General features: G+C 46.7%; 22 protein-coding genes. 21 read left to right on the top strand and 1 reads right to left on the bottom strand.

Going from position 1 to position 24,505, the window contains the following annotated elements; translation table 11 throughout:
• The first annotated feature begins 109 nt into the window (after positions 1–109).
• The 21 genes from secA to BLU98_RS07820 all read left to right on the top strand — a co-directional run bounded on the left by secA (position 110) and on the right by BLU98_RS07820 (position 23,938).
• On the top strand, positions 110–3,415 hold the full coding sequence (secA, locus tag BLU98_RS07920; protein WP_092723501.1) for a preprotein translocase subunit SecA: 3,306 nt from the start codon (positions 110–112) through the stop codon (positions 3,413–3,415).
• Positions 3,394–4,095: a deoxyribose-phosphate aldolase gene (deoC, locus tag BLU98_RS07915; RefSeq protein WP_257574814.1), complete on the top strand. Its 702-nt coding sequence runs from the start codon at positions 3,394–3,396 to the stop codon at positions 4,093–4,095. Before secA ends, deoC begins: the two co-directional genes overlap by 22 nt.
• 46 nt (positions 4,096–4,141) lie before the next feature.
• A complete protein-coding gene (locus BLU98_RS07910) occupies positions 4,142–4,594 on the top strand; it encodes an SPOR domain-containing protein (RefSeq protein ID WP_092723500.1) in 453 nt (150 codons plus the stop codon).
• Positions 4,595–4,603: 9 nt separating this feature from the next.
• On the top strand, positions 4,604–5,782 hold the full coding sequence (locus BLU98_RS07905; RefSeq protein WP_092723499.1) for a M20 metallopeptidase family protein: 1,179 nt from the start codon (positions 4,604–4,606) through the stop codon (positions 5,780–5,782).
• A gap of 175 nt (positions 5,783–5,957) precedes the next feature.
• Positions 5,958–8,300 (top strand): NADP-dependent malic enzyme, encoded by a 2,343-nt coding sequence (locus BLU98_RS07900; protein ID WP_092723657.1) that lies wholly within the window; start codon positions 5,958–5,960, stop codon positions 8,298–8,300.
• A gap of 6 nt (positions 8,301–8,306) precedes the next feature.
• A complete protein-coding gene (locus tag BLU98_RS07895; RefSeq protein WP_092723498.1) occupies positions 8,307–9,044 on the top strand; it encodes an MlaE family ABC transporter permease in 738 nt (245 codons plus the stop codon).
• A gap of 52 nt (positions 9,045–9,096) precedes the next feature.
• On the top strand, positions 9,097–10,503 hold the full coding sequence (locus BLU98_RS07890; protein ID WP_092723497.1) for an MBL fold metallo-hydrolase RNA specificity domain-containing protein: 1,407 nt from the start codon (positions 9,097–9,099) through the stop codon (positions 10,501–10,503).
• A gap of 13 nt (positions 10,504–10,516) precedes the next feature.
• A complete protein-coding gene (locus BLU98_RS07885; RefSeq protein WP_092723496.1) occupies positions 10,517–11,374 on the top strand; it encodes a hypothetical protein in 858 nt (285 codons plus the stop codon).
• Complete coding sequence (galK, locus tag BLU98_RS07880) at positions 11,374–12,528, top strand: galactokinase (RefSeq protein WP_257574813.1); 1,155 nt, start codon at positions 11,374–11,376, stop codon at positions 12,526–12,528. Before BLU98_RS07885 ends, galK begins: the two co-directional genes overlap by 1 nt.
• 105 nt (positions 12,529–12,633) lie before the next feature.
• Positions 12,634–13,905, top strand: a complete 1,272-nt coding sequence (gene fucP / locus BLU98_RS07875; RefSeq protein WP_092723495.1) for an L-fucose:H+ symporter permease — start codon at positions 12,634–12,636, stop codon at positions 13,903–13,905.
• A gap of 9 nt (positions 13,906–13,914) precedes the next feature.
• Positions 13,915–14,244, top strand: a complete 330-nt coding sequence (locus BLU98_RS07870) for an L-rhamnose mutarotase (protein ID WP_092723494.1) — start codon at positions 13,915–13,917, stop codon at positions 14,242–14,244.
• A gap of 12 nt (positions 14,245–14,256) precedes the next feature.
• The gene (locus tag BLU98_RS07865; RefSeq protein WP_092723493.1) at positions 14,257–15,021 is read left to right on the top strand and encodes an SDR family NAD(P)-dependent oxidoreductase; all 765 of its coding nucleotides are present in this window, start codon (positions 14,257–14,259) and stop codon (positions 15,019–15,021) included.
• A 43-nt stretch (positions 15,022–15,064) separates the two neighbouring features.
• Positions 15,065–15,922, top strand: coding sequence for a fumarylacetoacetate hydrolase family protein (locus BLU98_RS07860; protein ID WP_092723492.1), 858 nt, complete (start codon positions 15,065–15,067; stop codon positions 15,920–15,922).
• Positions 15,909–16,739, top strand: a complete 831-nt coding sequence (locus BLU98_RS07855) for an amidohydrolase family protein (protein WP_257574811.1) — start codon at positions 15,909–15,911, stop codon at positions 16,737–16,739. The genes BLU98_RS07860 and BLU98_RS07855 overlap by 14 nt, the downstream gene beginning before the upstream one ends.
• 12 nt (positions 16,740–16,751) lie before the next feature.
• On the top strand, positions 16,752–17,531 hold the full coding sequence (locus BLU98_RS07850; protein ID WP_092723491.1) for an L-fucose dehydrogenase: 780 nt from the start codon (positions 16,752–16,754) through the stop codon (positions 17,529–17,531).
• Positions 17,532–17,666: 135 nt separating this feature from the next.
• The gene (locus tag BLU98_RS07845) at positions 17,667–20,006 is read left to right on the top strand and encodes a GH92 family glycosyl hydrolase (protein ID WP_092723490.1); all 2,340 of its coding nucleotides are present in this window, start codon (positions 17,667–17,669) and stop codon (positions 20,004–20,006) included.
• 44 nt (positions 20,007–20,050) lie between these two features.
• On the top strand, positions 20,051–21,070 hold the full coding sequence (locus BLU98_RS07840) for a LacI family DNA-binding transcriptional regulator (RefSeq protein ID WP_092723489.1): 1,020 nt from the start codon (positions 20,051–20,053) through the stop codon (positions 21,068–21,070).
• 57 nt (positions 21,071–21,127) lie between these two features.
• Positions 21,128–21,931, top strand: a complete 804-nt coding sequence (locus BLU98_RS07835; protein WP_092723488.1) for a S1/P1 nuclease — start codon at positions 21,128–21,130, stop codon at positions 21,929–21,931.
• 79 nt (positions 21,932–22,010) lie between these two features.
• Positions 22,011–22,418, top strand: a complete 408-nt coding sequence (locus BLU98_RS07830) for a hypothetical protein (protein ID WP_092723654.1) — start codon at positions 22,011–22,013, stop codon at positions 22,416–22,418.
• A 96-nt stretch (positions 22,419–22,514) separates the two neighbouring features.
• Positions 22,515–22,772, top strand: a complete 258-nt coding sequence (locus tag BLU98_RS07825) for a hypothetical protein (RefSeq protein WP_092723487.1) — start codon at positions 22,515–22,517, stop codon at positions 22,770–22,772.
• Between the two features lie 164 nt (positions 22,773–22,936).
• The gene (locus BLU98_RS07820; protein WP_092723486.1) at positions 22,937–23,938 is read left to right on the top strand and encodes a sugar phosphate isomerase/epimerase family protein; all 1,002 of its coding nucleotides are present in this window, start codon (positions 22,937–22,939) and stop codon (positions 23,936–23,938) included.
• A gap of 25 nt (positions 23,939–23,963) precedes the next feature.
• On the opposite strand, the gene BLU98_RS07815 is transcribed toward BLU98_RS07820, so the two are convergent.
• On the bottom strand, positions 23,964–24,392 hold the full coding sequence (locus BLU98_RS07815) for a YybH family protein (RefSeq protein ID WP_092723485.1): 429 nt from the start codon (positions 24,390–24,392) through the stop codon (positions 23,964–23,966).
• Positions 24,393–24,505 lie beyond the last annotated feature (113 nt).

Below are 24,505 nucleotides of genomic sequence, written 5' to 3'. Positions count from 1 at the left end.
TTCTTTACCTTTGGCCGCTTTCAGTTGGGGTGTCAAAATGACCTGTAATTTTTTGAGCATCCTTTTTGACTGCATCATTGTTTTATAATAGACCAGATCCAACCATAATATGTTGAAATTCATTGCTAAATTATTCGGCGGCAGTAAGAGCGAAAAAGATGTACAGCAGATATTGCCCATCGTTGAGAAAGTGAACCAGTTTTACGAACAGTACCAGTCGCTCACGAACGACGAACTGCGCCATAAAACAGTGGAATTCAGGCAGCGCATCCGCGAATACCTCAGTGAGATCGATACCGAGATCGAAGCCAAAAGGCAATCTGCCGAAGCCCTTCCCGAGGGAGATATCCATGGCCGCGACGCCATTTACCAGGAGGTGGACAAACTGAAAAAAGACCGCGATAAAAAATTGGAAGAAATACTGTTGGAAATCCAGCCCGAAGCCTTTGCCGTGGTAAAGGAAACAGCCCGCCGGTTCACCTATAATACCGAAATAGCCGCTACGGCCAACGATTTCGACCGTGAACTGAGCGTGAAGAAGGATTATGTGCAGATCAGGGGCGACCAGTCGGTATTTAATAATACCTGGTTAGCAGCCGGTGGTAAAGTGACCTGGAACATGGTGCACTACGATGTACAGCTGATCGGTGGTAGCGTGCTGCACCAGGGCAAAATTGCCGAGATGGCCACCGGTGAGGGTAAAACATTGGTGTCTACCCTGCCTGCTTATCTGAATGCGCTTGCAGGAGAGGGGGTACATATTGTTACCGTGAACGATTACCTGGCCCGGAGGGACAGTGAGTGGAACGGCCCCATCTTCGAATGGCTGGGCCTGCGCGTGGATTGCATCGACAAACACGAACCCAACAGCGAAGCGCGGCGCAATGCTTACCTGGCAGATATCACGTATGGTACCAACAACGAATTTGGTTTCGACTACCTGCGCGATAACATGGTGCACACACCGGAAGAAATGGTGCAACGCAAACATCATTTTGCCATGGTGGATGAAGTGGACTCAGTATTGATTGATGATGCGAGGACGCCGTTGATCATATCGGGTCCCATTGGTCACAATACCGGCGAACAACAGTTCTTTGAACTGAAACCCCGGATCGAGAAGCTGGTGGAAGCACAGAAAAGAGCCACCAACCAGTTCCTGAATGAAGCCAAGAAAAAAATTGGAGAAGGCAACGACGACCCGAAAGACGGCGGATTGGCCCTTTTCCGCGCCCATCGTGGTCTGCCCAAGAATAATGCGCTGATCAAATTCCTCAGTGAGCCCGGCATGCGTGTGAAATTGCAGAAAGCAGAGAACCATTATCTCGCCGATCAGCAACGCGAAATGCACAAGGCCGATGAAGAACTCTTCTTCTACATCGACGAAAAAAATAATTCGGTTGAATTAACCGATAAGGGTATTCAACTGATCACCCGTTCAGGAGAAGATCCCAACTTCTTTATACTGCCCGATATCAGCTTATCGCTCGCGGCAATTGATAACAATGCGCAAGCTACTACAGAAGAGAAGCTGCACCAGAAAGAGCAGATCATCAGCGAATATGCCGTGAAGGCCGATCGTATCCACACGGTACAGCAATTATTGAAAGCGTATACGCTGTTCGATAAAGATGTAGAGTATGTAGTGATGGATGGTGCGGTAAAGATCGTGGATGAGCAGACCGGACGTATCCTCGATGGCCGCCGTTATTCAGACGGTTTGCACCAGGCCATTGAAGCGAAAGAAAATGTGAAGATAGAAGCGGCCACGCAAACCTATGCTACCGTTACCCTGCAAAATTATTTCCGTATGTACCACAAACTCGCGGGTATGACGGGTACGGCAGAAACAGAAGCGGCAGAGTTGTGGGATATCTATAAACTGGATGTGGTTTCCATCCCTACCAATATTCCTGCGATCCGTAAGGACGAGCACGACCTGGTATACAAGACCAAGCGCGAGAAATTCGGCGCTGTGATCGACGAGATCGCAAAACTGCGCGATGCTGGTCGTCCTATACTCGTGGGTACCACTTCAGTGGAAGTGAGTGAATTGCTCAGCCGTATGCTGCGACAGAAGCAGATCCCGCACAATGTACTCAACGCCAAACAGCACGCTCGCGAAGCACAGATCGTTGCAGAAGCAGGATTGGCCGGCGCTGTTACCATTGCAACCAACATGGCCGGACGTGGTACCGATATCAAACTCGGACCCGGTGTGAAAGAAGCAGGTGGATTGGCCATCCTGGGTACGGAAAGACACGAGTCGCGCAGGGTAGACAGACAGTTGCGCGGACGTGCCGGTCGCCAGGGAGACCCCGGTTCTTCTCAATTCTTTGTGTCATTGGAAGATGACCTCATGCGTATGTTCGGCAGCGAACGTATTGCCAAAGTGATGGATTTTGCAGGATACAAAGAAGGTGAAGTGATACAGCACAGCATGATCACCAAATCTATCGAACGTGCACAGAAGAAAGTGGAAGAGAACAATTTTGGTATCCGTAAGCGCCTGCTCGAATACGATGATGTGATGAACAAGCAGCGTACCGTGATCTATACCAAACGCAACCACGCGTTGTTCGGAGAAAGGCTGGCGCTTGATTTAGACAATGCATTTTATACCGTAGCAGAAGACCTGGTGATATCATTCAAAGAACAGAATGATCACGAAGGATTCCGCCTGGCAGCCATCGTGGATTTTGGTATCGATACAACTATTACCGCTGAAGAGTTGAACAAGTTCACCGATCAGCAACTGACCGAAAAATTATACGGCGAAGTGATTGCCAACTATGAGCGCAAAAAACGCGAACTGATGGTACAGGCTTTACCGGTATTCAAGAATATACGCCAGCAGCAGGGAGCGCATATCGAGAATGTCATCGTGCCCTTCACCGACGGAAGAAAAGGCATGCAGGTATTGGCTAATATGGAAAAGACCCTGCACACACAAGGCGCGGAACTGCTCAATGCATTGGAAAGGTCTGTTACATTGGGCCTTATCGACGATGCATGGAAAGAGCACCTGCGGGCGATGGACGACCTGAAGCAGAGTGTGCAGACAGCGACTTACGAACAAAAAGATCCGCTGGTGATCTATAAAATGGAAGCATTCGGACTGTTCAAGAAAATGGACAGCGAAGTGAACCGCGATATCGTTCAGTTCCTTTGTCACGCCGGCATTCCTTTGAATGAAGGCGATGAGTTGAAAGAAGGCCGTCAGCAAAAGACCGATATGAGCCGCATGAATGCCAATAAGGACAATGCAGATGGAGCTCCTTCAGAGAATGATTACTACGACCCTACACCTGTTAAACAACAGCCTGTTCATGTAGCGCCGAAGATCGGAAGGAACGATCCATGTCCTTGTGGAAGCGGTAAGAAGTACAAAGCATGTCATGGCAGAGAGGCATAACAGATAAGGATATGCATATCAACCGGTATATCGATCACACCATACTCAAGCCCACTACATTGATAGCCGATGTGGAGAAGCTTTGTGCGGAAGCCAGGCAATATGCTTTTGCCGCCGTATGCATCCCACCGAATTTTGTAAAGACTGCCAAGTCTTTGTTGCAGGAAAGCACAGTGAAAACAGCCACAGTGATCGGTTTCCCATTTGGTTATTCCGCAGTAGAAGCCAAGATCGCAGAAACGGTGCTGGCCATGGTAGACGGAGCGGATGAGCTGGACGTAGTGGCCAATATTTCAGCCATTAAAAACGGCGACTGGTTATACATTGCCAATGAGATCAATCACCTCATGCCGGTGATCAAAAGCAAACACAAGACCATCAAAGTGATCATTGAAAGCGGTGTGCTTACCAATGATGAGATCATCAAATGCTGCGATATTTATGGTGCAGCGGGTATCGACTACCTGAAAACTTCTACCGGTTATGCAGAAAAAGGCGCTACGGTAGAAGCCGTACAGCTTTTCAGGCGGTATCTGCCCGGGCAGGCACAGATCAAGGCATCGGGCGGGATACGCGATTATACCTTTGCCAAACAATTGATAGAAGCCGGCGCTACCCGCCTGGGTTGCAGCGCCAGCGTAGCCATTGTGCAGGGAGCGCCTGCAACAGAGGGCTATTGAAAATAAATGACAGATATCTACGGTGTAGAATTGGTATTTTTGGTGTATGGGCAGGATAAAACATACCATCATACTGTTGCTCCTGGCTGCATGCTGTGAACAGGCAATGGCAGATGGCCTGAAGGCCGACTCTGTTATCCTGAGCAAGGATCACCGGTTGGATATCCTCACAGCCAAACAGGTACAGATCAATAAGCGGACAGCCATGATGACCAGTTCCGGTTTATACAGAGGCTACCGGATACAGGTGATCAGCACCAATAAGCGCGACCTCGCATTCAAGATTAAAGCAGAGTTACTGGCAAGATTCCCCGATCAGAAAAGTTATGCCATGTTCCAATCGCCCTATTTTAAAGTACGCATTGGAAATTTCATCAGGAAAGAAGAGGCAGAGCGACTGAGAAAACAATTGATGAAGTTTTACCCCCAGGGCGTATATGTGGTGGAAGATGCCATAGAGTATACGCCTAAAGATGAAGAAGAGATCATTCCACAATAAAGCAAGCGCATGTTACAGCAAAAGATCAAAGACCTGGCAGGCAAATATGCAGAAGAGTTTATTTCGGTTCGAAAACATTTACATGCTCACCCGGAGCTGAGTTACCACGAATTTGAGACCAGTCAATTCGTACAATCAAAATTGAAAGATTTCGGAATACCCTTTACCGTAAAAGCAACAACAGGTGTGTTGGGTATCATCGAAGGAAAAAATCCAGGCAGCAGGGTAATTGCTTTGCGTGCCGATATGGATGCGCTTCCCATCCAGGAAGAAAATGAAACATCGTACAAATCACAAAACCCGGGCGTTATGCACGCTTGCGGTCACGATGTACATACGACCATATTATTGGGCGCTGCTAAAATATTGAATGCGTTGAAATCGGAATGGGAAGGAACCATCAAACTGATTTTTCAGCCCGGCGAAGAAAGAAACCCGGGAGGCGCCAGCTATATGATCAATGAAGGTGTGCTGGAAAATCCGCAGCCTGCCGGTATCATAGGATTGCACGTGCATCCGGGCCTGGATGAGGGTAAACTGAGTTTTCGCAAAGGCAGGGTAATGGCCAGCGCAGATGAAATTTATATTACCGTCAGGGGTAAGGGCGGACATGCAGCGGCGCCCAACCTTACAGCAGATACTATTTTAATTGCATCTCACTTGATCGTGGGCCTGCAACAGATCATTTCGAGGAACAGGAATCCGCTCACACCATCTGTACTGTCTATCTGTTCTATACAAGGCGGACATACCACCAATGTTATTCCCAGCGAAGTAAAACTGATGGGCACTTTCCGCGCCATGGATGAACAGTGGCGATTCAAAGCGCATGAGCTCATACGCAAGCAGGCCATAGGGTTGGTAGAATCGATGGGAGGAGAAATAGACCTGCATATCGATGTAGGATACCCTACCGTAGACAATGATCCTGTATTCACAGAAAAAGCCTGGCGCCTGGCAGAAGCTTATATGGGAAAAGAAAAGGTAGAAGAAACCGAAATGCGTATGGGCGCCGAGGATTTTGGGTATTATACGCAGAAGATACCGGGATGTTTTTATCGATTGGGCGTACGCAATGAAGCCAAGGACATCATTCACAACGTACATACACCCAAGTTCGATATCGATGAGCGTGCTATTGAAACAGGTATGGGAATGATGGCCTGGCTTGGGTCCAGCGTACAGTAATTGACAGCCGCCAATACGCATTAAATTGTATTTTTGCAGCCCCGGAGCATCTCTATAGCTGCATCTTTATAGCTGCCAGCATATCAGGATCGTTCCGCAGCGAATAAAACGCTGATGGGCAGTTGCACCACTGCAGTCGACCGTGGTGGTGTTGCTGATAACCAAAAAAGCAAATATGGCCAAACAGAACGACCTCAGGAGGGAGCAGGCATTGGAATATCATTCCAGCGGTCGCCCCGGGAAAATTGAAGTAATTCCTACCAAAGAATCTAAAACACAAAGAGACCTTTCACTTGCTTATAGTCCAGGCGTAGCAGAACCCTGCAAAGAGATCGCCAACAATCCCGAAGATGTTTATAAATACACTGCCAAAGGCAACCTCGTAGCAGTCATCAGTAATGGAACAGCTGTGCTCGGATTGGGCGATATTGGCCCCGAAGCCGGCAAACCCGTAATGGAAGGAAAGGGCGTATTGTTCAAAATATTCGCCGATATCGATGTATTCGATATCGAGATCAATGAAAAAGATCCTGAGAAATTTGTACAGATCGTTAAAGCGCTGGAACCAACATTTGGCGGCATCAACCTGGAAGACATCAAAGCGCCGGAATGCTTTTATATCGAGCGCGAGCTGAAAAAGCAAATGAAGATTCCGGTGATGCACGATGACCAGCACGGAACGGCTATCATCAGCGCCGCCGCCTTGCTGAATGCACTGGAACTGCAAAAGAAAAAAATTGAGAAAGCCCGGTTTGTGGTGAATGGTGCGGGCGCTGCAGCCATGGCTTGTATTGAGTTATATGTAGCACTCGGCGCTAAATACGAAAACTTCATCCTGTTCGATAAAAGCGGCGCTATTCACCAGGGAAGGAATGACCTGAGTGAAACAAAGAAAAAGTATGCAGTGAAGAAGAGCGACTGGACGCTGGAGACTGCGATGAAAGATGCGGATGTATTTGTGGGATTGAGCGTAGGCAATGTGATCACACAGGATATGATAAAAGCCATGGCCAAGAACCCCATCGTGTTTGCGATGGCCAACCCCGATCCAGAGATTGGTTATGAAGCGGCTACAGAAGCCCGCAAAGACATCATCATGGCTACTGGCCGTACCGATTATCCCAACCAGGTAAACAATGTACTCGGCTTCCCTTATATTTTCCGTGGTGCATTGGACGTACGTGCTACGCAGATCAATGAAGCCATGAAACTGGCTGCAGTAAAGGCATTGGCCGAGTTGGCGCGGAGGCCGGTACCCGATATGGTGAACCTGGCTTATAACCAGACACACATGTCATTCGGACCTGAATACATCATTCCCAAACCGGTAGACCCGCGCTTGTTATCCACCGTAGCGCCTGCCGTAGCGAAGGCGGCAGTAGAGAGTGGTGTGGCGCAGAAAAAGATCGCCAATTGGGAAGCGTATGAACTGGAACTGAACAAAAGGCTTGGCCTCGATAACCAGTTGGTAAGGGCCATTGGCAATAAAGCGAAGAAAGACCCGCGAAGACTGGTATTTGCCGAAGCAGATAACCATAAAATACTCAAAGCAGCCAGCATATTGTACGATGATGGTATTGCATACCCGATCTTGTTGGGTAACGGGGAGAAGATCAAAAAGATTGCAGAAGCACATGATATTGATTTGGCCGATATTCCCATCATCGATCCGCGGAGCGATGAGATGGAAAAGAAAAGAGAGGAATACGGCGAGATATTCTTCAACAAAAGACAACGCAAAGGATATAATAAGTACGAGAGTCTGAAAGTGATGAAAGACCGCAACCATTTCGGTTGTATGATGGTGGAAACAGGAGATGCAGACGCGATGTTGTCGGGTCTGACCAAAAACTATGCAGAAGCCATCCGCCCTGCATTGCATATCATCGGCACCGAAGAAGGAGTGAAGAAAATAGCGGGCATGTACCTGCTGCTCACCAAGAAAGGCCCTTTGTTCCTCGCAGATACTACGGTGAACTTCAATCCAACTGCAGAAGAGTTGGCAGATATTGCCCTGATGGTGGCCAAAGAAGTACGCAACTTTAATATCACGCCCCGTATTGCCATGCTCAGCTATAGCAATTTCGGTAGCAGCGATTCACCCGAAGCGCGGCTGGTGGCCGAGGCAACGCGCTTGTTGAAGCAACGCAATCCTTCCCTGATCGTAGATGGAGAAATGCAGGCAAGCCTCGCTTTCAATAAAGAAATACTGCGGGATAATTATCCGTTCAGCGAACTCGTGGATGAAGATGTTAATGTGCTGATATTTCCTAACTTAACGGCAGGGAACGTAACTTACAACCTGCTGAAAGAAGTAGGAGGTGCCGATGCGATCGGTCCGATTTTGCTGGGTATTAAAAAACCGGTACACGTATTGCAATTGGGCAGCGCCGTGAGAAGCATTGTGAATATGGCTACGGTAGCAGTGGTGGATGCGCAGATCAGGTGCCGCAATCATGTAGTAGCACCTGTAGAGCAAAGCAGCTGGTGGAAACGTTTAAAAAAGAAAAAGAAATAATCAGACATGTCTTTTTTCACTCATCTCGGTTCTTATCTTTTAATGTTGAAGGGCATGTTTACCAAGCCCGAGAACTGGCGCATGTACTGGAAGGAATTCATGACCCAATGTGTGGAGATTGGCGTTGGAGCTTTGCCTATCGTCATCATCATTTCATTGTTCCTGGGAGCGGTAACTACTGTGCAGACTGCATATCAATTGGTGAGTCCATTGGTGCCGCAGGCAACCATTGCCCAGATTGTGAGAGACAGTATGATACTGGAACTGGCGCCTACCGTTGTGAGTATTGTTCTGGCGGGTGTTATCGGTAGTAAAATTGCGAGTGAGTTGGGGAATATGCGTATCAGCGAGCAGATTGATGCGCTGGAGATTATGGGCATCAATACCAAGAGCTATCTTGTAATGCCGAAAATATTGGGCGCGCTTATTGTAATCCCCTGCCTCATCGTTATTTCGGCGGTCCTCGGTATCTGGGGCGGGCGTACAGCAGCCAGCATGGCTGGGATACTGGCTACAGATATCTTTGACATTGGTCTTCGCCAAAACCTCAATTTATATAATATCACTTTCGCTCTGTATAAATCCTACACTTTTGCATTTATTATCAGCAGCATTTCTGCTTATTACGGCTACCATGTGAAAGGAGGGGCGCTGGAAATAGGAAGGGCCAGTACCAGCGCCGTGGTGGTAAGTTGTATCCTGATTCTTCTTGCCGATTACGCACTGGCAGCGCTGTTGCTATAATGTTTTTTCATGTGCAGTACACTTACTACATTTAAGTACGAATCTGTTACACATGAAAATTGCTTTTCACGGAGCTGCGCGTACTGTTACCGGCTCCAAACATTTGCTTACCCTTAAGAACGGGAAAAAAATATTACTCGATTGCGGTCTTTTCCAGGGAATGGGAAAAGATACCGAGACACTGAATGGAAGTTTTGGTTTCGATCCGTCTTCTGTCGATTATCTTGTATTGTCGCATGCACATATAGACCATTCCGGGCTCATACCCAAGTTGGTGAAAGATGGGTTTGCAGGAAAAATATTTTCCACACCTGCTACAAAAGAACTGGCCATCATCTTACTGGAAGATTCGGCGCAGATACAAAGAGATGATACCAAGTTCATCAACAAGCGAAGGGCCAAACAAGGATTGCCTCCCTATCAGCCATTATACGATCTCGACGATGCAGCCAAAGCCGCCGACTTGTTCGAAATAGTTGAATACGGTAATTGGAAAAACATCACAGAAGAGGTGGAAGTGATGTTTACCGATGCAGGCCATATCATTGGAAGCGCTGCAGTACACCTGCGCATAAAGGAAGACGGAAAAGAAACGCACCTAACCTTCAGCGGTGATGTAGGACGTTATAACGATGCCATCCTGCGATCACCGCAGGATTTTCCGTACCAGGCAGATTATATCATACTGGAAAGCACTTATGGCAACAAGCTGCACGATGATGTAACCGGCACTTCAGATGCACTGCTGCAATGGATCGAAAAAACCTGTATCCAGAAAAAAGGAAAACTGATCATACCTGCCTTTAGTGTGGGACGCACACAGGAATTGCTTTATGCACTCAATCAATTGGAACTGGAACACCGCTTGCCGGCCATTCCATATTATGTGGATAGTCCGCTGAGCCGCGAAGCCACCGAAGTGCTGAAGTCATACCCCGAATATTTTAACAAGCGCATCAAAAAAGTAATGCAGGAAGACGATGATCCTTTCGATTTCAAAGGGCTGAAGTTCATCAAAACAGTGGATGAAAGCAAGGCCCTGAACGATCTTCCACAGCCCTGCGTGATCATGTCGGCCAGCGGCATGGCCGATGCAGGACGTGTGAAGCACCATATCATGAACAATATCAGCGATCAAAAGAATACCATTTTGCTGGTGGGTTACTGCGAGCCGCATTCGTTGGGCGGACGATTGGCCAGCGGCGCGAAAGAAGTTAAAATATTCGGTGAGATGTACAATGTAGTAGCTGAAGTGGGACAAATGCGCAGCATGAGTGCTCATGGCGATTACGATGATCTCAGCCAGTTCATCAGTAAACAAGATCCCGCTGCTGTTAAAACATTGTTCCTGGTACATGGAGAATACGATGTGCAGCAAGACTTTGCCAGTCGCCTCTTGCGCAAAGGCTTCAAAGAAGTGGTGATCCCCGAAATGCATTATGAAACGGCTTTAACCTGATTCTCTCCATTATATGCGAAATTATTTTTTGATCTTTTGTGTGTTATTATTATTGCCCGCTGCAATATGGGCACAGAAAAAAGAAACCGATCCGAATACATGGCATGGATTCAAACGGATCCATTTTACGATCGATAGCACGCCGGCTTATATTGTGGTACCTGCAAAAACATTGCCAGGCAATCCCTGGCTCTGGCGATCCTATTCGCCCGACTTTCACATAGAGATCGACAGCATACTGGTGGCCAAAGGCTTTTATATTGGTTTCCTGGATGTAAATAACAAACTGTTATACGGACAGCCGGCACTGATGCAACAGTGGGAAAGATTTTATGACTACCTCGTTAACGAAAAACATTTTGCTGCTACGCCGGCATTAGAGGGAGCCGTACGCGGCACTTTGTGTGAATTCGCCTGGGCCAAAAAACATCCCGATAAAGTAAGTTGCATTTATTCAGAGAACCCGGTGAGCGAGATCAAAAGCTGGCCTGGCGGTAAATTAAAAGACGCTGCCTTCAAAGGAAGCGGAGCGCCCGATAACTGGAACCAACTCAAGAGCGCTTATGGGTTTACAGAGGAAGAGGCCCTGCAATATCACGACAATCCCAAAGACAACCTCGAACAACTTGCCGATCACCAGGTGCCGCTTTATTTCAGCTTCGGCCTGCACGACCAACTGATACCCATGGATCAGAACGCATTGGTAATAGCCAATAATTACGTAAAACTGGGTGGTCCCGTTACGCTTCGCCCCATGACCAAAGGCAAGCAGGAAGCCAACGGACACCACGTAACCATTGAAAACCCCGAAGCCATTGCGGATTTTATTATCCGGGCTTCTATGACTAAAATTGTAGAAAATAAGCATTGATGAGCCTTATGAAAGAAAGAGTAGCGGAATTGTTCCGCGCACAGTTCGGAGAACCCGCTGTTATTGTAAGATCACCCGGAAGGATCAATTTGATAGGAGAACATACCGATTACAACCTTGGATTCGTATTACCCGCCGCAGTTGATAAAGCCATATACATAGCCATCGGCCCACGCAATGATGAAGCCATTCATTTATATGCCGGCGATTTGGAAGAATCGTTCACTTCATCCCTGCATGACCTGAAGCCCACTGCAAAGCAATGGCCCAATTATTTATTGGGTGTGGCAGACCAATTGGAAAAGAACGGACACAGATTGGCCGGATTCAACGCAGTAGTGATAGGCGATGTGCCGCTGGGAGCCGGACTGTCTTCTTCCGCTGCAGTGGAATGCGCTACGATTTTTGCGATGAATGAAATGTGGTCGCTCAAACTGGACCGTCTTTCTATGGTTAAGATGGCACAGAAAGCGGAGCATGAATTCGCAGGTGTAAAATGCGGTATCATGGACCAGTTTGCCAGTATGTTTGGACAAACCGGTAAAGTGATCCAACTCGATTGCCGTTCTCTTGAATACACATATATTCCTTTCAATATGGAGGGGATCCGGATCATACTTTTTGATACAGGCGTAAAGCATTCGCTGGCATCATCGGCTTATAACAAACGAAGGGAAGAATGCGAGGCAGGAGTTGCATTGATACAGCAAAAATTCCCTGAAGTAAAAAGTCTCCGCGATGCTAGTATTGAAATGGTGGAGACCTGTCTTGCCGGTAAAGAGGTGGCGGTATATCATCGCTGCAAATACATGGTGGAAGAAATAGACCGGCTGCAAAAAGCCTGCACCCGGCTGGAGCAGGGCGATATGGCAGGTTTTGGCGAATACATGTTTGAAACACATGAGGGATTGAGTAAATTGTATGAAGTGAGCTGTAAGGAGTTAGATGTGCTGGCTTCACTGGCGAGAGACTGCAAAGGAGTACTCGGCGCCCGCATGATGGGAGGCGGTTTCGGCGGTTGTACCATCAATCTGGTAAAAGAAGATCAGGTGGATGAAACCATTGCATTTATAGCTGAACAATATGCCAAAATATTTGAAAAATGGCCACAGCACTATATTGTAGCCATTGATAATGGGACCTCGTTGCTGTAAACAGACAGGACAAGATTGTTCCTAACGGTTGTTAGCGCATATTTTTTTCGGGAAAACGAATGAATAACGAATATTGTGCCCGCTTATTAAAATGAATAGCTGCCGATGAAAAAGTCGAATAATTACCTCCTTCCGTTTGTGCTTGTCACGAGCCTTTTTTTCTTATGGGCTTTTTTGCACAACATCAATCCCATATTGATTCCGCACCTGAAAAAGGCATGTCGCTTAACGGATACCGAATCGGCGCTGATCGACTCGGCAGTTTACCTGGGTTATTTTACCATTGCTCTCCCCGCCGGATGGTTCATGCACCATTATGGGTACAAAAAGGGAATCCTGTTCGGACTACTGTTATATGGCATTGGCACCATATTGTTTGTGCCAGCTGCCAGCGCCCGCAGTTATGAATTTTTTCTTGTAGCGCTTTTTATCATAGCAAGCGGCGCAACATTCCTCGAAACAGTAGCCAACCCTTATATTACTAAGTTGGGCGATAAAGCTACCGCAGAACAACGACTCAACTTTGCGCAATCGTTCAATGGTGTGGGCGCATTCCTTGCACCGATCATTGGCGGTAAATTCATTTTGTCGGGTATAGAGCATACACCGCAGGAACTGGCTGCCATGACACCGCAGGCCCTGAGCGATTACCTCAGTTTCGAAGCAGGGATGGTGAAAATACCCTATATCGTTATAGCGGCAATTGTATTTGTGGTATTGGCCCTGTTCTTTGTAACACATATACCGGAGATTAAAGAAGCCGATGAAAAAAGTGAAAGCAGTTTTTCATGGAAAGTCTTCCGGCACAAACACCTGCGAGGCGCTGTGATAGCAGAGTTTTTTTATGTGGGCTCACAGGTAGGGGTAGGAAGTTTTTTCATCCGCTTCTCTAAATATGTCATGAATATGCCCGAAAAAGACGCAGCTTTCCGTTGGGGCTCTATTGCCATGGTAGGATTCATGGTGGGACGGTTTACCGGAACTTTCTTCATGAAATACATCCGCCCGGCCAGGCTGCTTTCGTTGTATGCCTGCATCAACATCATTTTGTTGCTCGTGTCAATTTTTGCGCATGGAGCAACAGCTGCTTATGCACTGATGGCGGTTCCTTTCTTTATGTCCATCATGTTCCCCACCATCTTTGCACTGGGCATCAAAGACCTGGGAGAAGAAACCAAGATCGCATCTTCTTTCCTGGTGATGTCGATCGTTGGGGGCGCTTTTGTGCCGCTCGTTATGGGCAAGATTTCAGACCTTACCGGTGGTAATATCCAATTGGCATACCTGGTACCTGCCATATGCTTTGCGGTGATCCTGTTTTTTGCCAGGAGCCAGGATACGAAAGGAAACAATGTTCAAGTAAAGAATACACATTAATCATCACGCATGAAGAGATATTGTCTGGCGCTGGACCTGGTAGATGATCCGGCATTGATTGCCGAATACGAAGCTTACCATCAGTCGGTTTGGCCTGAGATCAAAGCAAGCATCCTTGATTCGGGGATTACCAATATGGAAATATATCGCCTGGGAAACCGGCTTTTCATGATCATGGATACCACAGATCTTTTTAGCTTTGATGCCAAATCGGAGATGGACAGGAACAACCCCAAAGTACAGGAATGGGAACAACTCATGTGGAAATACCAGCAGGCATTGCCACAGGCAAAGCCCGGGGAGAAATGGTTGCTGATGAACAAAATATTCCAATTGTAATTTGTAACTGATATGTTAAGTCTGAAAGGAAAAAAAGCCGTGGTAACCGGCGGTGGGAGCGGCATAGGCAAAGCCGTGTCGGTGGTATTTGCCAAGCAGGGCGCAGAAGTATGCATACTGGAACTGAATGCCGATCATGCCGCAACTATAGTGGAGGAGATCAAAGCACAAGGCGGAAAAGCCACGGTGTACGCCTGTGATGTGAGCAATCAACAGCAGGTGATGGAAATTTTTGGACAGATAGGCCGGCACGATATACTGGTGAACAATGCAGGGATATCGCATATCGGAAATGTGGAGACCACTTCCGAAGCAGATTTTGAGAAGCTGTTCAATGTAAATGTCAAAGGCGTGTATAACTGCCTGCACGCTGCAGTTCCGCTGATGAAACAGCATGGCGGAGGAGTTATCCTGAATATGTCATCGATCGCTGCTGTAACGGGACTGAACGACCGTTTCGCTTATTCCATGACGAAAGGAGCGGTATATGCCATGACGCTTTCTGTTGCGAAAGATTATCTGAAACACGGAATCCGGTGCAACTGTGTTTCCCCGGCACGTGTGCATACTCCTTTTGTAGATGGGTTCCTCGCAAAGAATTACCCGGGCAAAGAAGCGGAGATGTTCGAGAAACTTTCACAGTCGCAACCGATCGGCAGGATGGGCAAACCCGAAGAAATAGCCAACCTGATCTTGTACCTGTGTTCGGATGAAGCTTCATTTATCACAGGTTCGGATTACCCGATCGATGGAGGGTTTATCAAACTCAACGGGTAACGCGAATGAAAATTTTAAAGTAAAAAATAAAGTGAGATAGTATATGAAACTGATACGTTTTGGTGAAGCAGGAAAAGAGAAACCCGGTGTTTGTGTAGATGGACGTTATTACGATGCATCAGGATGGGTGCGCGATTACGATGAAGATTTTTTTGCCAACGGAGAATTGGCCGCTTTACAAAAGAAACTGAACGAAGGAATAACAGCTTTGCAGGAATTGCCCGCCGGTACCCGCCTGGGATGCCCGGTAGCAAAGCCTTCTAAGATTGTTTGTATCGGATTGAATTATGCCGATCATGCAAAAGAAACCGGAGCCGCCACACCAAGCGAACCAATCATTTTCATGAAGTCAACCACAGCTATTGTTGGCCCGAACGACGCGATCATGATCCCCAAAGGATCGGAAAAAACAGACTGGGAAGTGGAGCTGGCAGTAGTAATCGGAAAGAAAGCAAGCTATGTTTCGAAGGAAGCGGCTTTGGATTATGTAGCGGGCTATGCATTACACAACGATGTATCGGAACGCGCTTTCCAGTTGGAGCGGAACGGTACCTGGGATAAAGGAAAAGGATGCGACACTTTTGCACCGATCGGACCCTGGATGGCAACACAGGATGAAATAGCTGATGTGAATAATTTGCGTTTGTGGTTATCTGTGAACGGTAAAAAAATGCAGGATGGCACCACTGCCAACCTCATTTTTGATGTGCCGTTCCTGGTTTCCTATATCAGTCAGTTCATGACCTTATTACCCGGCGATATCATTTCTACCGGAACACCCGCAGGTGTGGGATTGGGGTTCAATCCTGCCATTTACCTCCAGCCAGGCGATGTGGTGGAATTGGGTATCGACAGTTTGGGAACATCAACACAAAAGGTAGTAGCGTATGCTGCGCATTGATGCACACCAGCATTTCTGGCAATACGATCCGGTGCGTGATGCCTGGATCGACAATACCATGACGGCGATCCGCAGAGACTTTCTGCCGGAAGACCTCCTGCCTTTATTGAATAAGAACCAGGTAGATGGTTGCGTAGCGGTGCAGGCCGATCAGTCGGAAACGGAAACGGATTTTTTGCTGCAACTGGCTGCTCAACATCCTTTTATCAAAGGAGTGGTAGGGTGGGTGGACCTGCGTTCACCTGCTTTAGAAGAAAGACTCGCACATTATAGCCAGTTCAATTTGCTCAAAGGTTTCCGGCATATCCTGCAGGCAGAAGATCCGCAGTTCATGCTGGAAGATGCTTTCATTAAAGGCATCAACCGCCTTCGGCAATTTGGTTATACTTATGATGTGCTGATCTATGCGCATCAATTAAAGCATGCTGCACAGTTCGTAGCTGCTTTTCCCGATCAGCCCTTTGTGATAGATCATATTGCGAAGCCTGCGATCAAACAGGGAGAAATAACAGAATGGGCCAGGGATATTCGAAAGGTAGCCGGGCTCCCCAATGTATATTGTAAGGTATCTGGCATGGTGACAGAAACCCATTGGCAACAATGGAATGAAGCAACTTTCCGGCCTTACCTCAACGTAGTAGTAGAGGCCTTCGGTATGAACCGGTTGATGTACGGGTCGGACTGGCCGGTTTGTTTGCTGGCAGCCGATTACGAGGCAAATATGAACATTGTAAAACATTATTTTTCGTCATTCAGCGCCGAAGAACAAAACCGTTTTTTCGGAGGCAATGCGATTCAATTTTATCAGCTTAGTTAAACAGCATTGAATATGGACCTTCAGTTAAAAGACAAAATCATCATTGTATCCGGCGGAGCCAAAGGAATAGGCGAGGGGATTTCACGTGTGCTGGCAAAAGAGGGAGCCATTCCCGTGATCATTGGCCGGAGCGAAGCCGATAACACAGCAACGGTTAATGCCATCATTGCCGAAGGAGGAAAAGCTTCCCATGTGGTGGCCGAGCTTACCCAGCCAGAGGCCTGTGAGCATGCGGTAAAAGAGGTATTGAGCAAGTATGGAAAGATCGACGGACTTGTGAACAATGCCGGTGTGAACGACGGTGTGGGACTGGAGAAAGGTAATTATGAGGCTTTTATAGAATCCCTCCACAGAAACCTGGTACATTATTACCTGCTGGCGCATTATGCTTTACCAGCCTTGAAATCATCGAAAGGGTCTATTGTAAATATCAGTTCCAAAACAGCGGAAACAGGCCAGGGCGGCACTTCTGCTTATGCTGCTTCCAATGGCGGCCGTAATGCACTGACAAGGGAGTGGGCCGTTGAATTATTACCCTACAGTATTCGTGTCAATGCCATCATTGTAGCAGAAAGCTGGACGCCGCTATACGCAAAATGGATCAACAGCCTGCCCAATCCGGAAGAAAAGCTGGCATCTATTACAGCAAAAATCCCACTGGAAAAAAGAATGACCACTACCGAAGAGATCGCCAATATGACCGCTTTTCTTTTGTCGGCCCGCTCCAGCCATACCACCGGCCAACTGATCCATGTAGACGGTGGTTATGTTCACCTCGACCGCGCCCTATAACCTGCATCCGAAACATGCACCAAATCTTTGCCCCGCCCTTCAGGGTGGGGTTTCTTTATAAAAAATTTACAAAATCGATTTAGCTATGTAAATTGGCAGGGAATTTTATAAGCGATCGCTACCAATAAAGAAAGTATGAAAAGAAAAACGCTCTTCCTGCTGGCCCTGCTGATCAACAGCCTGGCTTCATTTGCACAGATGGTTAATAAAGTAACAGACCCTGCCGACTGGGTGAACCCGCTCATGGGAACGGATTCAAGACCAGCCTTATCCAACGGAAATACCTATCCCGCCATTGCAGTGCCCTGGGGAATGAATTTCTGGACACCACAAACTGGCCCCATGGGCAGCGGATGGCAATACACCTATAATCCTGAAGCATCGCCCAAATCAAACGGCAGCTATAAGATCAGGGGATTCAAGCAAACGCACCAGCCATCGCCCTGGATGAATGATTACGGGCAATTTTCCATCATGCCGGTGACGGGCAAACTGAAATTCAACCAGGATGACAGGGCCAGTTGGTTCTCGCATAAAGCAGAAACAGCCAAGCCTTATTATTACAGCGTTTACCTGGCCGATGCCGATATTACAACAGAGATCACACCCACAGAACGTGCGGCGCAGTTCCGTATTACGTATCCGGCGGCAGACAGTTCCTTTATTGTGATAGATGCTTTTGATAAAGGAAGCTATGTCAAGATCTTTCCCGCAGAACATAAGATCATCGGTTATACTACCCGCACCAGCAGGAGCGTGCCTAAAAACTTCAAAAATTATTTTGTCATCTATATCGACAAAGCTTTCGACGTGCAGTATGTATGGCGCGGCAATGAGTTGGTGAAAGATGCACTTGAAATGAATGACAATCACGCAGGAGCAGTAGTGGGCTTTAAAACCGCCCGTGGCGAAAAAGTGCACCTGAAAGTGGCATCTTCTTTCATCAGCTTTGAACAGGCCGAACTGAACCTGAAAAGAGAACTGGCGAATGATGCTTTTGATGCTACTTTGGCAAAAGCAAAACAAGCCTGGAACAATACATTAGGACGTGTTGCCGTTGAAGGCGGAACCGTTGACCAGATACGTACTTTTTATTCCTGCTTTTACCGCGCTGTTTGCTTTCCGCAAAAAATGTATGAGATCAACAGCGAGAATAAGGTTGTGCATTACAGTCCGTATACAGGACAGACCTACCCAGGCTACCTGTATGCAGGCACTGGTTTTTGGGATACTTTCCGCGCGCTGTATCCCTTCCTGAATCTGGTATATCCTTCCATCAACAAAGAAATGCAGGAGGGGCTCCTGAACGATTACAAAGAAGGAGGCTGGTTGCCGGAATGGTCCAGTCCGGGTTATGCCGATGTAATGGTGGGTAACAACTCCGCCTCAGTGGTATCGGAAGCATGGCTCAAAGGATTGAGGGGATACGACATCCACACGCTTTACCAGGCACTGCTGCACGGAGCCAATAATGAAGGACCGCTCACCGCAGTGGGCCGCGCAGGAGTAAAATACTACAATGAACTGGGCTATGTGCCTTACGATGTAAAGCTCAATGAAAATGCCGCACGCACACTGGAATATGCGTATGACGACTACGCCATTTACAAACTCGGAAAAGCATTGGGCAGGCCGAAAGAAGAAACAGACCTGTATGCAAAAAGAAGCCTGAATTACCGGAACCTTTTTGATCCGGAAACCAAACTCATGCGGGGTAAAAACAAAGACGGCAACTTTCAAAAACCTTTCAACCCGTTCAAATGGGGAGATGCTTTCACAGAAGGAAACAGCTGGCATTATTCTTGGTCGGTCTTTCACGATATACAGGGATTGATCAACCTGATGGGAGGCAGGCAAACATTTGTGAAGATGCTGGATTCGGTATTCATCATGCCACCGGTATTTGATGAAAGCTATTATGGTGGCGTGATACACGAGATCAGGGAAATGCAATTGGTGAACATGGGACAGTACGCACATGGCAACCAACCTATACAGCACATGCTCTATTTGTATAACTATGCTGGCGAACCCTGGAAAACACAATACTGGGTGCGGGAAGCCATGAACCGTTTGTACCTGGCCACACCCGATGGTTATTGTGGCGATGAAGACAATGGCCAGACCTCTGCCTGGTACCTGTTTTCAGCATTGGGTTTCTATCCTGTTACGCCTGCATCCGACCAATATGTATTGGGTGCTCCTTTGTTCAGGAAAGCGACCATCAAACTGGAAAATGGCAAACAGGTTGTGATCGATGCGCCGGCGAACAGCAAGGAAAATCTTTATGTACAGCAACTTCAATGGAATAATACTTCGTATAATAAAAACTGGCTTGGCCACAGCGTCCTGGAACAGGGAGCAATATTGAAATTCACCATGGGTAACCAGCCGAATAAGCAAAGAGGTATATCGGAAACGTCCTTCCCTTATTCTTTTTCAACAGATAAAGAGAATCCTTTCCTGAAGAAGTAAATAATTATCTTCATGTTTGTAAAAAACAAAACTGCACAACCTGCATGAAGAAAATATCCCTGAAGGATATAGCGAAAATGGCCGGGGTATCTACCTCTACGGTTTCTTTTGTACTCAACGGAAAGGCTGAACAGATGCGCATCAGCAAGCCGATAGTAGAAAAGGTGCACCAGATTGTTAAGAAATCAGGTTATCAGCCAAACCGGGTAGCGGTGAGTTTGCGAACAGGAAAGTCAAAGATCATTGGATTATTGGTAGACGATATTTCCAACCAGTTTTTTGCATCCTGCGCAAAATTCATCGAAGATGAAGCTAATGAATACGGATACAAAGTGATCTTTTGTTGTACGGAAAATGATGCCCATCGCGCAAGGACCCTGCTCAATATCCTCAACTACCAGCAAGTGGATGGATTTATTATCACGCCTACGGTAAAGATGAATAAAGACATCGAACAACTGGTGCAGTATAAGAAACCTTTTGTTTTGATGGACCGTTATTTTCCGGAGATCAATACGCCGTATGTGTTAGTGAATAATTATTCTGGAATTGAGAAAGGAATGACACACCTCATCAGGAAAGGATATAAGCGAATCGGTTTCGTAACCGTTGATCTGAAGATGATACAGATGGACATGCGGGAACAGGCTTATAAAGATGCCCAGAAAAAAGAACAACCGGCTTCGAAACAAAAACTCCTGCTAAAGTTACCCATCAATTGTACAGATGATAGAGAAGCAACTATGCAGATGATCATTTCTTTTATCAGGGATACTGAGCTGGACGCTGTATTTTTTGCTACGAATTACCTGGGTATCCTGGGACTGGAAAGCATACAACAGATTGGACTTGAGATCCCCAGGGACATTGCCGTGATTTGTTTTGATGATAATGATATTTTCAGGCTGCATACACCTGCCATTACAGTGATCAGGCAGCCAATAGATAAAATTGCAAAATCTTCCGTGGCCATACTGATGGATCAGCTGGGTGCGGGGAAGCATAAAGTGCAACGTATACAAGTTGAGATCGACCCGGAATTTGTGGTGCGCAAATCAACCTGACCTGTTCGTATTTGCATGGGAGAAGATATTTTTGTGAGACCAAACACATATTCAACCATGACAATTGCGAAAAAACTATTCATCATTGCAGCATTGCTTTACCTGCCTTTTGAATCGAATGCCTGGGGCATGCTCGGACACCGGATCGTAGGGGAAATTGCTGAAACATATCTCACCGCCCAGGCACGCAAAGAAGTAAGGGCTATTTTAGGCAACGAATCGCTGGCCATGACTGCTAACTGGCCCGATTTCATCAAGTCAGACCCTTCTTTCAACTACCTCGGCCCCTGGCATTATATCAATTTTGATGATGGGTATACCTTGGACATGATGAAAGAATATCTTGCCAAGGACACAGCTGTAGACGCCTATACCAAATTAAATTTCCTGATCAGGGAACTGAAGAAAAAAGGACTGGACCAGGAAAAGAAAAAATTGTACCTGCGCTTACTGGTGCACATTGTGGGAGACGTGCACCAACCGATGCACACGGGCAGGCAGTCAGACCTGGGCGGCAACCGCATTCGATTACAATGGTTCGGCGAACCCACTAACCTGCATGCGGTATGGGATGAAAAGTTGATCGACTACCAGCAACTGAGTTATACCGAATATGTGAAAGCCATTAATTTCACCACACTGCAGGAGCGGAAACGATGGCAGTCGGCGCCCATTGCCAACTGGCTTTTCGAATCTTACGAGATCAGCCGGAAACTGTACGACGAAGCCGGCCGCTCACCTGAACTGAAATTAAGTTACCGTTATAATTTCGATCACATTAATACCCTCAATGAACGTTTGCTGAAAGGAGGAGTAAGACTGGCCGGGGTTTTGAATGAGATTTTCTCGCAGACAGCTTAAAAACGGCAAAAAAAGTGGAATGGGCCTGAATTTGGCATGTTTTTTTATTAGATTTATTTTCAAATTCAAATTCCATAACATGAAAAAGATCTTCACGCTCTCACTTGCCTTCGCGCTTTTATTAGGTGGCGTACAGGTATTCGCCCAAACAAAAGAAACAGCCAAGGAAAAGGCTAAAAAAGAAGCAGCTGATAAGAAAAAAGCAGCTGCCGACAAAGCAAAAGCGGAGGCAGATAAAGCCCAGCAAGCTGCTGCTGTAAAAAAGATGGCGCCTGTTGCAGCCAAGCCTATAACCCCGGCTCCAGCTACTGCCAAGCCAGCTGTCCCTGCCCCGGCACCCAAAGTTGCTGCCCCTGCACCCACTGCAAAAACAGCCGATAAAGTAGTAGGAACCGATGCAAAAGGACGCACCATTTACGAAGGACCCCGCGGCGGACATTATTACATCAACAAGAACGGAAACAAAGAATACGTTAAAAAACAATAAGTGCAACAACGCACTATTCCTACCTGATCATCATCCAATAAACTGCTGCGCATGCTATAACATTGGTACACTATTATTTTACTAAAACCAATCATCATGTCAGACTTGAAAGATCAACTGGCCGCCAAGGCCAATGAGTTCAAAAACCAGGCGGCTGAAAAACTGGAAGAACTGAAAAACAAATCGGGCGAATTAGGAGAGGAACTAAAACAAAAGGCAGGAGAGATAATGGACCATATCAAATCGGGAGAGATCAAAGACAATTTGTCGCACCTGAAAGACGAAGCAGGCGAGAAAATGAATGAACTGAAAGACAAGGCTAAAGGTTTCTGGGATAAACTGACTGGCAAATAACCCCCGGCAAAATAGCATTGGCATACCCGAAAAGAAGGCATATCCTGGATGTGCCTTCTTTTATTTGATGCATATATAAGTTAAGACTTAGCTTGACAATTAAGATTCCCTTAATGCGGGAATGGTCTATTTTTAATGCTCCTATTCAATTAAACCAACGCATCATGTCATCAAATTCTTCACGCCGGGCATTCCTTTACCAAAGTTCGCTTGCATCTTTGGGCATATTGGTTACCGGAAAATCTGCCTTTGCGCGTAATTTCTTCCTGTCCAAACCCAACTCATTGATCCGGGGAGTTCAGATCGGGGTAACTACTTATTCATTCAGAAGCATGCCGGGACATCCGGATAAACTGTTGCAATATTGCATCGAAAGCAATATCAATGCAGTTGAATTAAAGGGTGATGAAGTGGAAGACTATTTAGGCAAACCCGTTAACCCGGTAAAAATGCAGCCACGCGTACCCGGACAACCAAAGCAGGAATTGAGTGAAGAGGTCAAAGCCCAACTGAAACAATATAAGGAACAAGTAGCTGCCTGGCGGGAATCTGTATCAATGGATGGATTCACTGAACTCCGCAAAAAATTTAATGCAGCCGGTGTTTACATTTTTGCGTATAAGCCAAACGCATTGGCGGCTGACAATACAGATGGCGAAGTAACTTATGCCATGCGTGCTGCAAAAGCGCTGGGCGCCACTTCGGTATCTGTTGAATTGCCCTCAGATCCCGCACAAACCAAAAGACTGGGCGAACTGGCCGAAAAAAATAAAGTATACGTTGGCTACCATGCCCACCTGCAGGCAACAGAAACTGCATGGGATACGGCTTTGGCCCAATCGCCTAATAATACCATCAATCTCGATTGCGGGCATTATATAGCTGCGGGTAATACCAAAGAGAGCTTGCTGTCTTTTATCGAGGCTAAACACAAAAAAATTACCAGTATGCACCTCAAAGACCGTAAAAGCAAAGCCAACGGCGGCAAGAACACACCATGGGGTGAAGGTGATACGCCTTTGAAAGACATACTGACCTTGCTGAAAACAAAGAAATATAAAATGCCCGCTACCATCGAACTGGAATATGATATCCCGGCAGGTTCCGATGCAGTAAAAGAAACGAAGAAGTGCAGGGACTACGCACAGCAGTTACTGGATGCATAACATAAAAAGCCCCGTTAGGAATGAACTAGCAGGGCTTTTTATCTCTCTTTAACACCACTTGCATGGTATTAAAATCGATTGGAGAAGAAGTGTGCTGGTGAATGATTTTCCAGGTCAGCCCTTTCTTTACAGCTACCCATGTAAGACGGTTCTCCAGGTAGCGAAGCGCTTCTCCCTGTTCCGAAGTTGCAGTAAATTTTGCTATTGCAGTAATAAGCGCCAATTCCCCCTTTTCTGTAATTTCAATATCGCTGAAAGTTACCACATCTTTATCCGCACCTAGCGCGTCAAACCAATCCTTTGCCACTTCACGCCAGGCCGTAATGCCGTCGTATCGCCATTCCTGCCACATATCAAAGACGCGTATGTTCTCGTCGAAAATGGAAGTGTAAGCAGCTGCATCTTTATGTAAAACTGCTGTTGCATAAGCTTCCAGCAAATATTCCGGCCTCATCGTTTTTTACTAAATATATAACGTGTTGTGCTATTGAAAACTCAGGGCATGTTTAATCTGAGCTAGTTTTTTTCCGTTTAAATGATTAATCCAGTGTAAGATTGACATTGAAG

Source organism: Hydrobacter penzbergensis (genome assembly GCF_900106985.1).
GTDB lineage: Bacteria > Bacteroidota > Bacteroidia > Chitinophagales > Chitinophagaceae > Sediminibacterium > Sediminibacterium magnilacihabitans.
The sequence above is the reverse complement of the archived record's forward strand: the minus strand, read 5'-3'. Positions and strand labels throughout refer to the sequence as shown.

Excerpts from the sequence above, each read along its gene's own strand:
- secA (WP_092723501.1), top strand. The coding sequence starts at position 110 with ATGTTGAAATTCATTGCTAAATTATTCGGCGGCAGTAAGAGCGAAAAA.
- deoC (WP_257574814.1), top strand. The coding sequence starts at position 3,394 with ATGTCATGGCAGAGAGGCATAACAGATAAGGATATGCATATCAACCGG.
- BLU98_RS07910 (WP_092723500.1), top strand. The coding sequence starts at position 4,142 with ATGGGCAGGATAAAACATACCATCATACTGTTGCTCCTGGCTGCATGC.
- BLU98_RS07905 (WP_092723499.1), top strand. The coding sequence starts at position 4,604 with ATGTTACAGCAAAAGATCAAAGACCTGGCAGGCAAATATGCAGAAGAG.
- BLU98_RS07900 (WP_092723657.1), top strand. The coding sequence starts at position 5,958 with ATGGCCAAACAGAACGACCTCAGGAGGGAGCAGGCATTGGAATATCAT.
- BLU98_RS07895 (WP_092723498.1), top strand. The coding sequence starts at position 8,307 with ATGTCTTTTTTCACTCATCTCGGTTCTTATCTTTTAATGTTGAAGGGC.
- BLU98_RS07890 (WP_092723497.1), top strand. The coding sequence starts at position 9,097 with ATGAAAATTGCTTTTCACGGAGCTGCGCGTACTGTTACCGGCTCCAAA.
- BLU98_RS07885 (WP_092723496.1), top strand. The coding sequence starts at position 10,517 with ATGCGAAATTATTTTTTGATCTTTTGTGTGTTATTATTATTGCCCGCT.
- galK (WP_257574813.1), top strand. The coding sequence starts at position 11,374 with ATGAGCCTTATGAAAGAAAGAGTAGCGGAATTGTTCCGCGCACAGTTC.
- fucP (WP_092723495.1), top strand. The coding sequence starts at position 12,634 with ATGAAAAAGTCGAATAATTACCTCCTTCCGTTTGTGCTTGTCACGAGC.
- BLU98_RS07870 (WP_092723494.1), top strand. The coding sequence starts at position 13,915 with ATGAAGAGATATTGTCTGGCGCTGGACCTGGTAGATGATCCGGCATTG.
- BLU98_RS07865 (WP_092723493.1), top strand. The coding sequence starts at position 14,257 with ATGTTAAGTCTGAAAGGAAAAAAAGCCGTGGTAACCGGCGGTGGGAGC.
- BLU98_RS07860 (WP_092723492.1), top strand. The coding sequence starts at position 15,065 with ATGAAACTGATACGTTTTGGTGAAGCAGGAAAAGAGAAACCCGGTGTT.
- BLU98_RS07855 (WP_257574811.1), top strand. The coding sequence starts at position 15,909 with ATGCTGCGCATTGATGCACACCAGCATTTCTGGCAATACGATCCGGTG.
- BLU98_RS07850 (WP_092723491.1), top strand. The coding sequence starts at position 16,752 with ATGGACCTTCAGTTAAAAGACAAAATCATCATTGTATCCGGCGGAGCC.
- BLU98_RS07845 (WP_092723490.1), top strand. The coding sequence starts at position 17,667 with ATGAAAAGAAAAACGCTCTTCCTGCTGGCCCTGCTGATCAACAGCCTG.
- BLU98_RS07840 (WP_092723489.1), top strand. The coding sequence starts at position 20,051 with ATGAAGAAAATATCCCTGAAGGATATAGCGAAAATGGCCGGGGTATCT.
- BLU98_RS07835 (WP_092723488.1), top strand. The coding sequence starts at position 21,128 with ATGACAATTGCGAAAAAACTATTCATCATTGCAGCATTGCTTTACCTG.
- BLU98_RS07830 (WP_092723654.1), top strand. The coding sequence starts at position 22,011 with ATGAAAAAGATCTTCACGCTCTCACTTGCCTTCGCGCTTTTATTAGGT.
- BLU98_RS07825 (WP_092723487.1), top strand. The coding sequence starts at position 22,515 with ATGTCAGACTTGAAAGATCAACTGGCCGCCAAGGCCAATGAGTTCAAA.
- BLU98_RS07820 (WP_092723486.1), top strand. The coding sequence starts at position 22,937 with ATGTCATCAAATTCTTCACGCCGGGCATTCCTTTACCAAAGTTCGCTT.
- BLU98_RS07815 (WP_092723485.1), bottom strand. The coding sequence starts at position 24,392 with ATGAGGCCGGAATATTTGCTGGAAGCTTATGCAACAGCAGTTTTACAT.